Source organism: Sphingopyxis microcysteis (assembly GCF_012274265.1).
Taxonomy (GTDB): Bacteria; Pseudomonadota; Alphaproteobacteria; order Sphingomonadales; family Sphingomonadaceae; genus Sphingopyxis; species Sphingopyxis microcysteis.
In genome coordinates this window covers 667372-679073 of sequence record NZ_JAANYY010000002.1, presented here as the reverse complement: position 1 = coordinate 679073, position 11702 = coordinate 667372, and the positions used below count along the sequence as shown (strand labels likewise).

Sequence of the window (11702 nt, the reverse complement as noted above, 5' to 3'; positions counted from 1 at the left end):
CCCAATTCGTCATTGCGAGCGCAGCGAAGCAATCCAGAGCGGATTAGGCCTACCCTGGATTGCTTCGCTACGCTCGCAATGACGATTGTGGCTACTTCGCGCCGCCGGTATTCGCGGGCAATCGGTACCGATCGCTGCCGATCGCCACCTCGATCACCCCGTCGCCGACGATCGTCACCTTCGCCGGTTCGGCGCCGTCCGCCGACACGACGCCGCGTCCATCGGTAGCGATCTGCAACCGGCGATAGCCGACATTGGCCCGCCCGACGACCAGTACGGTCCCGTCCGCGCCACTGATCTCTTCGACGGTACAGGTGCGATCGAACAGCTTTGCGCCCTCCAGCGCGCATTCGATCCGCCCTTCCGCCGCCGCTTCGCGCGACCCGCGCGCTTCGGCTTCGGCCAGATCGCCATTGTCGGGGGCGCCGCCGCACGCCGCCAGCAACAAGAGCCCCGTCAAGCCCCCAACAATCCGCATTATCTGCCCTTCAGCTGCGACAGGTCGCGCACCGCCCCGCGCGCGGCGCTGGTGGTCATCGCGGCATAGGCCTGAAGCGCGACCGAAATCTTGCGCGGGCGCGGTTTGGCGGGCTGCCACGCGGCATCGCCCTTGGCTTCCATCGCCGCGCGCCGTTCGGCCAGCACGCTGTCGGCTACCGCCAGCGTGATCGTCCGCGACGGGATGTCGATGTTGATCAGGTCGCCGTCCTCGACCAGTGCGATCGTTCCGCCCTCGGCGGCTTCGGGTGATGCATGGCCGATCGACAGCCCCGATGTGCCGCCCGAAAAGCGCCCATCGGTGACCAGCGCGCACGCGGCGCCCAGCCCCTTCGATTTGAGGTAACTCGTCGGATAGAGCATTTCCTGCATCCCCGGTCCGCCCTTTGGCCCCTCGTAACGGATCACGACGACGTCGCCCGCCGTCACCTGCCCGGTCAATATGCCCGCAACTGCCGCGTCCTGGCTTTCAAATACCTTGGCTGGACCTGAAAATTTCAGAATGCTCTCGTCCACCCCGGCGGTCTTCACGATACAGCCGTCGACCGCCAGATTGCCCGACAGCACGGCGAGCCCGCCGTCCTGACTGAAAGCATGGTCGGCCGACCGGATCACCCCGGCCTCGCGATCGAGGTCGAGCGCGTCCCAGCGCCGTTCCTGACTGAACGCCGTCTGCGTCGGCACCCCGCCCGGCGCCGCCATGAAGAATTTCTGCACCGCGGGATCGTTGGTGCGCGAAATATCCCATTTGTTCAGCGCATCGCCCATCGTGGCGCTGTGCACCGTCGGCAGATGCGCGTGGAGCAAGCCCGCGCGCTCGAGCTGGCCCAGGATCGCCATGATCCCGCCGGCGCGGTGGACATCCTCCATATGGACGTCGCTCTTCGCGGGTGCGACCTTCGACAGGCACGGCACGCGGCGCGACAGCCGGTCGATATCCGCCATCGTGAAATCGACCCCCGCCTCATAGGCTGCGGCGAGCAGGTGGAGCACGGTATTGGTCGATCCGCCCATCGCGATATCGAGACTCATCGCATTTTCGAATGCCTCGAACGTCGCTATATTGCGCGGCAAAACGCTGTCGTCGTCTTCCTCATAATGGCGGCGACACATCTCGACGACGATCCGCCCGGCGCGCAGGAACAGCTCCTTGCGGTCGGCGTGCGTCGCAAGCGTCGAGCCATTGCCGGGCAGCGACAGCCCCAGCGCCTCGGTCAGGCAGTTCATCGAATTGGCGGTGAACATGCCCGAGCACGACCCGCAGGTCGGACAAGCCGCTTTTTCGATCTCGGCCACCTCGGCATCGCTGTATTTCTCGTCGGCGGCGGCGACCATCGCGTCGACCAGATCGAGCGCGACCTCCTTGCCTTTCAGCACGACCTTGCCTGCCTCCATCGGCCCGCCCGATACGAAAACGACGGGGATGTTGATGCGCAGCGCCGCCATCAGCATGCCCGGGGTGATCTTGTCGCAGTTCGAAATACACACCATCGCGTCGGCGCAATGCGCGTTGACCATATATTCGACGCTGTCGGCGATCAGGTCGCGGCTGGGCAGCGAATAGAGCATCCCGTCATGCCCCATCGCGATCCCGTCATCGACCGCGATCGTATTGAATTCCTTGGCGACCCCGCCCGCCGCCTCAATCTCGCGCGCGACCATCTGGCCGAGGTCTTTCAGATGGACATGACCGGGGACGAACTGGGTGAAGCTGTTGACCACCGCGATGATCGGTTTGCCGAAATCGCTGTCCTTCATCCCCGTCGCGCGCCACAGGCCGCGCGCGCCCGCCATGTTGCGGCCGTGGGTCGTGGTGCGCGAACGATATGAAGGCATTTTGAGCAGTCCTGATAATTATATTTCAATATTTGGCGAAGAAACGCGCCTCTACACGCCTATTCGCCCGGATACAATGCAAGCTTGCTGCACATGCGAGAAAGCCGCTGCGCAAACAGCGCCTGCCCCGCCGCATCGCTGACCAGATCCTGCCGCATCTCGATCCCGACATAGGGAATGGCATTGCCCTCGGCATGACGGTTCATCGTCGCATTGAGCAATTTGCCCGAATAGGGAAGCTGGTCGCCAACCATCAGCCCTTCCGCTTCCAGCGCCGCAATCGCCGCGCCCGCCAGCCGGTCATCCTCGTTGTAGAGCACCCCAACATGCCATGGCCGCGCCTGATCGGGATGCGCCGACAGGGCCGGCGTAAAGCTGTGCAGCGACAGGATCATCGCCGGTCGATGCGCCGCGATCGTCGCCGCGATATGATCGTGATAGGGCCGGAAAAAGCGCGCGAGCCGCGCCTCGCGGCCTGCATCGTCGAGCGCATTGCCCGGCACCGCATGCCCGTCGCTCGCGATCGGCAGCACCCCCGGGGCTTCCTCGTCGCGGTTGCAATCGACCACCAGCCGCGACACCCCGCCGAGGATTGCGGCATCGACCGCGCCGCCCGCGACCAGCAAGGCCGCCACCTCGGCGACTCCAATATCGATCGCGATATGATTGCTCAACAGTCCCGGATCGATGCCGAGGTCGATGTCATCGGGAACATGGTTCGACGCATGATCGCCAATCAGCAGGACGCCGCCGCCGCGCGGTGTTCCCAGCTGGCGCCACGCCTCGCTCATCGCAGCGCCCCGGCCAGCTGCCACCAGTGCGGATGGCTCTCTGCAAGCCGCGCCGCTGCGGCATCGCGTTCCGCCGGTGCATCGAACAGCGCAAAACAGGTCGCGCCCGATCCCGACATCCGCGCAAGCCAGGGCCGCAACGCGCCGAGTTCGAGCAGCACATCGGCAATCGCGGGACATTGCGCGGTCGCCGGACGCTGCAAGTCATTGCGCGCCGCCAGCAACTGCGCCCGCCCCGCCGGATCGCCGAACAATTCCCCGCGGTCGATGCCGTCCCACGCCGCAAATACCGGCCCGGTCGTGACCGGCTGGCGCGGATTGACCAGCAGCACCGGCGTGCCGCCCAACCGCAGCTCAGGCACCGCGCGCAATTCCTCGCCGACGCCGACGCCCAGACAGGTCGCACTCGCGACGCAGGCGGCAATGTCGGCGCCGAGCGGGCTGACGATCCGCGCCAGCGCCGCATCACCCAGTTCGGGCAGGAAATGCGTCCGCAGCAGCCGCGCCATCGCCGCCGCATCGGCCGAGCCGCCGCCGATCCCCGCCGCGACCGGCAAATTCTTGGTCAGCGTCACTGCCAGCGACGGGACCCGCTCGGCACCATGGCGCGCCCGCAGCAGCGCCAGCACCTGCATCACCAGATTGTCGGCGCCCGCGCTAAGCCCCTCGGCAAACTCGCCCTCGATCGTCAGGTGATCGGCGTCCGCCACCTCGGCAACGATCGCGTCGCCGCCATCGACAAAGGCAAACAGCGTCTCGATGTCATGATAGCCGTCGCTCCGCCGCCCGCGGACGTGGAGCGCGAGGTTGATCTTGGCCCAGCCGGTTTCGATCATGATGTCGCTCATGGCGCGGTCGTCGCCGGCGTCAGCCCGTCGCGCAGTTTTGCGGCCAGCCGCGTCGCCATCTCGGCCTCGGCGAGCAAAGCCGCCGCGCGCCAGGTATAGCGTGCCTGAAACTTGCGCCCCGCCTGCCAGTAAGCGTCGCCCAGATGCTCGACGATCACCGCATTGGCGGGCTCGCCCGCTTGCGCCTTTTCGAGCAGCGCGACCGCATCGTCGGTACGCCCGGTCAGGAAATAGGCCCAGCCGAGCGAGTCGGTGATGCTCGCGTTCTGCGGTTCCTGCCGCCACGCTGTCTCGATCCGCGCCAGCGATTGCTCGACATCCTTGCGCCGTTCAAGCGCCGAATAGCCCGCAAAATTGAGCACCGCGGCATCATTCGGACGCAGCGCGACCGCGCGCTCCATCAGCGGCGCGGCGGCATCCCATTCACCCGCCTGCAGATGCAGCTCGGCGCGCGCGATCAGCAACGAGCCGCGCAATATCTGGTCGCCTTCGCTATCCTCCAGCGCGGCCTCCAGCCGTTCATAGGCGCGGGCTGCTGATTTCGGATCCTCCGACCGCCGCGCAATATCCGCGAGCCGCACCAGCAGGCTGCGCGGCGCATCACCCGCCGCCGCCGTTTCGGCCAGCTTGGCCGCCCCCGTCAGGTCGCCGCCATCGGCGAGCAATTCGGCGCGCCGCATTGCCAGCACCGGCGGCACGTCCGCGCGCCCACCATCGATCAGCGCCGCCGCTGCCCCCTGCTGCCCATTGCGATCGAGCGCCTCGACCAGCGTCGCGCGCACCGCCCAATCGGCGTCGTTCAGCCAAAAGGCGGCGCGCGAGAACAGCAACGGCAGTTTCGAGTTGCCGTTCGGAACCCGCGCCAATCCGTCGGCGAGCAGCCCCAGCCACTGCGCCACCCCGGCGCGCGGCGTCGTCACCGCCTGATCGGGCAGCAACAGCATCGGATCCTCGCGCTGTCCCGCCGCCAGCGCGATCCGTCCGCGCAAACGCTGCGCGGCATCGCCCTCACCCTCCTTGTCGAGCGTCGCGGCCAGTCGCAACCCAACCAGCTGGCTCGTCCGGTCGGTCAGGACAATCTCGTCGGTCAGCGCCGCCGCTTCATCGGCGCGCCGGGTTGCGAGCTGCACCAGCGCGACCTGCAACGTCAGCGCCGGTTCGGGGCGCGATCGGCCGCTGACGTCCAGCAAATGCCGTTCGGGCTGTTTTTCGCGCGCGCCGACATCGATCCACGCGTTGACCGTCGGCAGGATCAACCGCGCGATCGTATCGGCCCCCGTCTTGTCGCTGCGCCCCGCCATGGCATCGCGCGCAGCTTTCCAATCCGACCGCCGCATCGCATCGACCAGCAGCACCAGCTGCGCATCGAACCGGCGATCGCCCGCGGTCCACAGCTGCAACGCTGCGGTGCGGGCAGCGGCAAGGTCGCCCGCTTCGATCGCCTGTTCCAATATTCGCCCGCGCACCCCGGGAAGGCCCGGCGCCAGGCTCGAGACATCGGTCAACGCCGCCAGCGCCGCCGCGGGCTCGCCGCCCTCCTCGGCCAGCCTCGCCCGCACCAGCGCGTTCAGCGCCGCGCCGCCTTCGTCGGCGGCCTGCGCAGGCGCCGCGGCGGCAAGCGCGCCGACCGCCAGAAAAACCCGCGCGATCTTACATGTTCGGGTAATTTGGGCCTCCGCCGCCTTCGGGGGTGACCCAGTTGATATTCTGGGTCGGATCCTTGATGTCGCACGTCTTGCAATGGACGCAATTCTGCGCGTTGATGACGAACTTCGGGTCGCCCTCTTCCTCGCCGACGATTTCATAGACCCCCGCCGGGCAATAGCGCTGCGCGGGCTCGTCATACAGCGGCAAATTGTACGCCACCGGGATCGTCGGATCTTTCAACTGCAAATGGACCGGCTGGTCCTCCTCATGATTGGTGTTCGAAATGAACACCGACGACAGGCGGTCAAAGGTCAGCACGCCGTCCGGCTTCGGATAATCCGGCTTCGGCATGATGTCGGCGCGGTACAGGCTCTCGTTATCCGGATGGTGCTTCATCGTGAATGGGACTTTGATCTTCAGCGTTTCGAGCCACATCGTGATCCCGGCCAACATCGTTCCGGCAAGGTCGCCCCATTTTTCAACCAGCGGCAACACGTTTCGCACGACGCTCAGCTCTTTCTTGACCCAGCTGTCGTCATAGGCGGCCTGATAGCCGTCCAGCGTATCGCTGCCGCGTCCGGCGGTCACCGCGGCGAACGCCGCGTCGGCCGCCATCATCCCCGATTTCATCGCGGTGTGCGTCCCCTTGATCCGCGGGACGTTGAGGAAGCCGGCGCTGTCGCCGATCAGCGCGCCGCCCGGAAACGCCAGCTTCGGCACCGACTGGTACCCGCCGTCGCTGATCGCGCGCGCGCCATAAGAAACGCGCTTGGCGCCCTTCAGGATTTTCGCGATCTCGGGATGCGTCTTCCACTTCTGCATTTCCTGGAACGGCGAGATGTGGGGGTTGCGATAGTTCAGCCAGGTGACGAACCCCAGCGCGACCTGTCCGTTCGCCTGATGATAGAGGAAACCGCCGCCATTGGCATTTTCGTCGAGCGGCCAGCCCTGCGTGTGGATCACGCGCCCGGGCGCGTGAAGTTCGGGGTCGATGTCCCACAATTCCTTGACCCCCAGGCCATAGACCTGCGGCTCGCAATCAGCGTCGAGCGCGAATTGCTTCTTCAACATCTTGGTCAGGTGGCCGCGCACGCCTTCGCCAAAGAAGGTATATTTGGCGTGGAGCTCCAGCCCCGGCGCATAATCGCCCTTGTGGCTGCCGTCGCGCGCAATGCCCATGTCGCCCGTCGCGACGCCCTTGACCGACCCATCCTCATTATAAAGGATCTCGGCGGCCGGAAAGCCAGGGAAGATTTCGACCCCCAGCGCTTCGGCCTGCTCCGCCAGCCAGCGGCAAAGATTGCCCAGGCTGCCCGTATAAGTCCCCTGATTGTGCATGAAGCCGGGCGAGATGAACTCGGGCAGGTTGAACTTCTTGGTCTTGGTCAGCACCCAATGCTGGTTGTCGTTGACCGGCACCTCGGCCATCGGACAGCCCATGTCGCGCCATTCGGGCAACAGTTCGTCGAGCGATTTGGGGTCGATCACCGCGCCCGACAGGATGTGCGCGCCGACTTCGGACCCTTTTTCCAGGATACAGACCGACAATTCGCTGCCCGCTTCGTTCGCAAGCTGCTTGAGGCGGATTGCCGCCGAAAGCCCCGCCGGCCCCGCGCCGACGATGACCACGTCATAGGGCATCGATTCCCGTTCGCTCACCGCAAATACCTTTCTGCCGTCCCCGCGCCGACGTTCATCGCGTCGGGCGCTCATTCTGTCACGAATTGCGATGCCCGCCAATTGACGCGCCCGTCAACTGTCTGTTTCAAACATTTTCATGGGTGGGCGTAACTCTGCGTTGCTGGCGGAAAGCATTTGCGACTGGTGGTCGCTGGCGGGCGTCGATGCGCTTGTCGGCGATGAACCGGCAGGCTGGCTTGTCGCGCCACCGGCGAATGACGCTGCGGCAGCCAAGCCAAAGGCGCTGCGCGCGGCTGAACCCGAATTGCCCCCGCTACCCGCAGTTTTGCAGCGCCCCGAAGCTCCGGAAGTCGTTGAAAACAAGGGGCCCGTCATATTCCCGGACGACTGGGACGATTTCCAGCAATGGCTGGCGACCGGCGACGATGTGCCGGGCAGTCAGTGGGACGCCCGCCGCGTCCTGCCTATCGGTGCGCCGGGCGCCGCGCTGATGCTGCTCACCGCCTGGCCCGAAATCGACGATCAGCAAAGCGGCGCGCTATTCTCCGGCGCGGCCGGAAAACTGCTCGACGCGATGCTCGCGGCGATCGGTACGACGCGCGCCGAATCCTATGTCGCCAGCCTTGCCGTTACCCGTCCCGCGGGCGGGCGCTGCGACAGCCGCGACGCAGCAGAGCTCGACCGGCTGCTATGGCACCATCTGCGGCTGGCAAAGCCCGAACGGTTGCTGCTGATCGGCAGCGACATCGTCCGCATGGCGGCAGCTAGCGAATTGCCCGATACGCGCGGCAAGTTACTCGAAATTAACCAAGACGGCGGCAAGGTGGCGGCGGTGGCGGTGGCGCATCCGACGATGCTCCTGGCCCGGCCCGCGCAAAAGGCAGCGGCCTGGGACAGCCTGAAACTGTTCAACCGGGGACGTTGACAGATGAGAATGATGACCAGAACTTTGATCTCAAGCATGGTTTTTGCCGCGGCCGTTGCCGCAACGCCCGCGCTGGCGGCCGATGCCAGCAGCCGCGACGTCGTTGCGGCGCCGCAAACCGTGCCGGACATTCTGACTTCGAAGCAGAAGCAGCATTACACGCAGGTGCTCACCGCGATCCGCAGCCAGCGCTGGGCCGACGCCAAGGTACTGCTCGATAGTGCCGAGCACGGCCCACTCACCGACTTCCTGCGCGCCGAACTGCTCACCGCCGCGAACAGCCCGCGCGCCGAAGTCGCCGACATCATGCCGATCCTGTCGCGCTCGCCGCACCTGCCACAGGCCGAACAGCTTGGCCGCCTGGCGACCAAGCGCGGCGCCACCGATCTGCCGGCGCTGCCCTTGCAGGCCCGCCTTGCCTGGGCCGGTAGCGCGCCGCGCCGTCTTGGCGCCGACGCGGTCAGCAACGACCCCGCCGCCGCCGCGCTGACCCGTACCATTCCCGACCGGATCAAGAACGACGATCCGGCAGGCGCCGAAGCCCTGCTCAATGCGGTCGCCGACCGGCTGTCACCCGAAGCCCGCGACGAGTGGCGCCAGAAAGTTGCCTGGTCCTATTATATCGAAAATGACGATGCGAACGCGCTCCGCCTCGCCGCGGAATGTTCGGGCGGGCGCAGCGCCTGGTCGACGCAGGGGGCGTGGGTTCAGGGGCTCGCCGCGTGGCGCACCCACGACTATCGCACGGCCCTAACCGCCTTCGATCGGGTCGCCCGCGAAGCGCCCGACAGCGAGCTGCGCGCCGCCGCTTATTATTGGGCCGCGCGCGCGGCGATCGCGGCGGGCGAACCCGCATCGGTGCAATCGCGCCTGCGCGCCGCCGCCGCCAATGAAGAAACCTTCTACGGCATGCTCGCGGTCGAAACGCTCGGCATCGCCCCCAACAACCAGCGCGAACTCGTCCGCGCCGACCGCAGCGCGTGGCGCGCGCTCGAAAACCTGCCCAATGTCCGCGTCGCGATGGCGCTCGCCGAAATCGGCGAGGATAAATATGCCGACACCATTCTGCGCCATCAGGCACGGATCGGCGACGCGCGCCAGCATGACCAGCTGCTCGCCATGGCGGGGGCGCTCAGCCTGCCCGAAACCCAGCTCTATCTCGCCCACAACACCCCGCAGGGCCGCAAACCGGCAGCACAGGCGCGCTATCCGCAGCCCAAATGGGAACCCAATGGCGGGTGGAAGGTCGATCCGGCGCTGGTCTTTGCCCACACGCTGCAGGAATCGCGTTTTCAGCGCGCCGTGGTCAGCCCGGCGGGCGCCAAGGGGCTGATGCAGGTCCGTCCGGGCACCGCGCGCGACGTCGCGCGCTGGCGCGGCGACAGCATCGACACGCGCGACCTGTCGATCCCCGCGGTCAACATGGACATGGGGCAAAGCTATCTGCAATATCTCGCGCGCGACGCCTCGACGGGCGGGCAACTGCCGAAGGTGATCGCCGCGTATAACGCCGGTCCCGCACCGATCGCGCGCTGGCAGTCCGAAATTCGCGATAATGGCGACCCCCTGCTATATATGGAATCGATCCCCTATTGGGAAACGCGCGGCTATGTCGGCATCGTGCTGCGCAATTACTGGATGTACGAAGCGCAGCAGGGCAAACCGTCGGTCAGCCGCGCCGCGCTGGCGCAGGGCAAATGGCCGCGTTTCCCCGACAGCAAGGATCGCACCCGGCTGACCTGGGCGGGCGGCCTGGCCAATGCCGATTGACGAAAGCCTGACCTTCAAACCGGTCCGGATCGCGCTGCTGACGATTTCGGACAGCCGCAGCGCCGCTGAAGACCGCTCGGGCGACAAGCTCGAGGAATTGCTCACCGGCGCTGGACACATCCTCGCCGCGCGCGCGATCATCAAGGACGAAGCCGACCTGATCGTCTCACGCCTCCACAATTGGATCGATGACGCACAGGTCGATGTCGTCGTCACCACCGGCGGCACCGGACTCACCGGTCGCGACGTGACGCCGGAGGCGCTGCACCGGCTCGACGGCAAGGACATTCCCGGCTTTGGCGAACTCTTCCGCTGGCTCAGCTACCAGACGATCGGCACCTCGACGATCCAGTCGCGCGCCTGCGCCATCGTCGCCCGCGGCACGTACATCTTCGCGCTCCCCGGCTCGACCGGCGCGGTCACCGACGCATGGGAAGGCATCCTCTCGACCCAGCTCGACAGCCGCAACCGCCCCTGCAACTTCGTCGACCTGATGCCGCGGCTGATCGAGTAATCCTCTACGTTCGTCATCCCGGCGAAGGCCGGGATCTCACCGTTGCGTCACTCTGCGAGGTCGAGACCCCTGCCTTCGCCGGGATGACATAGAGCAGAATGTTCTTTATTTGTTCTCATTGAACAGATAATGCGCGTCAGTGGAACCCACCAAACCCCTCCCCCCGATCGCTGGCCGCGGCGCCCCCGCTAACCCGCGCCCGACACGCACCGGATCGCTCGATCGCGAGCCCGATGGCGACTGGCTCGACACCGCCGAACGGATCGATGGCGCGCCGCCGCCGCTGCGCACCACAGTCACCGTCGAGCATCCCAAAACGATCATCGCGCCCAACAGCTCGCCCGACATCGGTTTCGACCGCTCGATCAACCCCTATCGCGGCTGCGAGCATGGCTGCATCTATTGCTACGCGCGCCCGACCCACGCCTTTCACGACCTGTCGCCCGGCCTCGATTTCGAAAGCCGCCTGTTTGCCAAGCCCGACGCAGCGAAACTGCTGCGCGCCGAACTGGCAAAGCGCGGCTACACGCCCACCCCGCTCGCGATCGGTACCAACACCGACGGTTATCAGCCGATCGAGCGCGAATGGGGCATCACCCGTTCGGTGATCGAGGTGCTCGCCGAAACCAAGCATCCGCTCCTCATCACCACCAAATCCGACCGCCTGCTTCGCGACATCGACCTGCTCACCGACATGGCGCGCGACAATCTGGTCGGCGTCGCGATTTCGGTGACGACGCTCGATCCCGTACTCGCCCGCACCCTCGAACCCCGCGCGCCGCATCCCAAACGCCGCCTCGCCGCGATCCGCGCACTGATCGACGCCGGGGTACCGACACAGGTCAACATCTCGCCGATCATCCCCGCGATCACCGATCACGAGATCGAGGCGATCATGGCCGCCGCCGCCGAAGCTGGCGCGATCCGCGCCTCCTACATATTGATGCGCCTGCCGCACGAAGTCGCACCGCTGTTCCGCGCCTGGCTCGCCGCGCACTACCCCGACCGCGCCGACAAGGTGATGCACATGGTGCAGGACATCCGCGGCGGCCGCGACAATGACGCGGGGTTCTTCACCCGCATGAAGGGCCAAGGGGTGTGGGCGCAGCTCATCCGCACCCGCGTCAAACGCGCCGCGCGCGAGCATGGCCTGGACCGCCGCTTCCCGCCGCTACGCAGCGACCTGTTCAGACCACCGGAGCGCGATGGGCAGATGGAGTTGTTCTGAAGTA

10 protein-coding genes are annotated in these 11702 nt (G+C 66.3%); 4 read left to right on the top strand and 6 right to left on the bottom strand.

The window, feature by feature from the left end; all coding sequences use genetic code 11:
- Positions 1 to 91 precede the first annotated feature (91 nt).
- The 6 genes from G9408_RS03260 to G9408_RS03235 form a co-directional block, all read right to left on the bottom strand.
- Positions 92 to 460 carry a hypothetical protein gene (locus G9408_RS03260; RefSeq protein WP_235957447.1) on the bottom strand — a complete coding sequence of 123 codons (369 nt, stop codon included), beginning with the start codon at positions 458 to 460 and terminating at the stop codon, positions 92 to 94.
- A 17-nt stretch (positions 461 to 477) separates the two neighbouring features.
- Positions 478 to 2334, bottom strand: a complete 1857-nt coding sequence (gene ilvD, locus G9408_RS03255) for a dihydroxy-acid dehydratase (RefSeq protein WP_168452661.1) — start codon at positions 2332 to 2334, stop codon at positions 478 to 480.
- A 59-nt stretch (positions 2335 to 2393) separates the two neighbouring features.
- Positions 2394 to 3125, bottom strand: coding sequence for an N-formylglutamate amidohydrolase (locus G9408_RS03250; protein ID WP_168452660.1), 732 nt, complete (start codon positions 3123 to 3125; stop codon positions 2394 to 2396).
- Entirely contained in the window at positions 3122 to 3973 is an 852-nt protein-coding gene (locus tag G9408_RS03245) for a 4-(cytidine 5'-diphospho)-2-C-methyl-D-erythritol kinase (protein ID WP_168452659.1), read from the bottom strand. The genes G9408_RS03250 and G9408_RS03245 overlap by 4 nt, the downstream gene beginning before the upstream one ends.
- Positions 3970 to 5532, bottom strand: a complete 1563-nt coding sequence (locus G9408_RS03240) for a tetratricopeptide repeat protein (RefSeq protein ID WP_328804369.1) — start codon at positions 5530 to 5532, stop codon at positions 3970 to 3972. Before G9408_RS03240 ends, G9408_RS03245 begins: the two co-directional genes overlap by 4 nt.
- Positions 5533 to 5623: 91 nt before the next feature.
- The gene (locus tag G9408_RS03235) at positions 5624 to 7279 is read right to left on the bottom strand and encodes an electron transfer flavoprotein-ubiquinone oxidoreductase (RefSeq protein ID WP_168452658.1); all 1656 of its coding nucleotides are present in this window, start codon (positions 7277 to 7279) and stop codon (positions 5624 to 5626) included.
- A gap of 118 nt (positions 7280 to 7397) precedes the next feature.
- Here G9408_RS03235 and G9408_RS03230 point away from each other — a divergent pair, with 118 nt between their 5' ends.
- The 4 genes from G9408_RS03230 (at position 7398) to G9408_RS03215 (ending at position 11698) form a co-directional block, all read left to right on the top strand.
- On the top strand, positions 7398 to 8186 hold the full coding sequence (locus tag G9408_RS03230) for a uracil-DNA glycosylase family protein (protein WP_168452657.1): 789 nt from the start codon (positions 7398 to 7400) through the stop codon (positions 8184 to 8186).
- A gap of 36 nt (positions 8187 to 8222) precedes the next feature.
- Complete coding sequence (locus tag G9408_RS03225; RefSeq protein WP_235957446.1) at positions 8223 to 9956, top strand: lytic transglycosylase domain-containing protein; 1734 nt, start codon at positions 8223 to 8225, stop codon at positions 9954 to 9956.
- Complete coding sequence (gene moaB / locus G9408_RS03220) at positions 9946 to 10470, top strand: molybdenum cofactor biosynthesis protein B (RefSeq protein WP_168452655.1); 525 nt, start codon at positions 9946 to 9948, stop codon at positions 10468 to 10470. The genes G9408_RS03225 and moaB overlap by 11 nt, the downstream gene beginning before the upstream one ends.
- 139 nt (positions 10471 to 10609) lie before the next feature.
- Positions 10610 to 11698, top strand: coding sequence for a PA0069 family radical SAM protein (locus G9408_RS03215; protein WP_408021860.1), 1089 nt, complete (start codon positions 10610 to 10612; stop codon positions 11696 to 11698).
- Positions 11699 to 11702: the final 4 nt, after the last annotated feature.

Excerpts from the sequence above, each read along its gene's own strand:
- G9408_RS03250 (WP_168452660.1), bottom strand. The coding sequence starts at position 3,125 with ATGAGCGAGGCGTGGCGCCAGCTGGGAACACCGCGCGGCGGCGGCGTC.
- moaB (WP_168452655.1), top strand. The coding sequence starts at position 9,946 with ATGCCGATTGACGAAAGCCTGACCTTCAAACCGGTCCGGATCGCGCTG.
- G9408_RS03245 (WP_168452659.1), bottom strand. The coding sequence starts at position 3,973 with ATGAGCGACATCATGATCGAAACCGGCTGGGCCAAGATCAACCTCGCG.
- G9408_RS03225 (WP_235957446.1), top strand. The coding sequence starts at position 8,223 with ATGGTTTTTGCCGCGGCCGTTGCCGCAACGCCCGCGCTGGCGGCCGAT.
- ilvD (WP_168452661.1), bottom strand. The coding sequence starts at position 2,334 with ATGCCTTCATATCGTTCGCGCACCACGACCCACGGCCGCAACATGGCG.
- G9408_RS03230 (WP_168452657.1), top strand. The coding sequence starts at position 7,398 with ATGGGTGGGCGTAACTCTGCGTTGCTGGCGGAAAGCATTTGCGACTGG.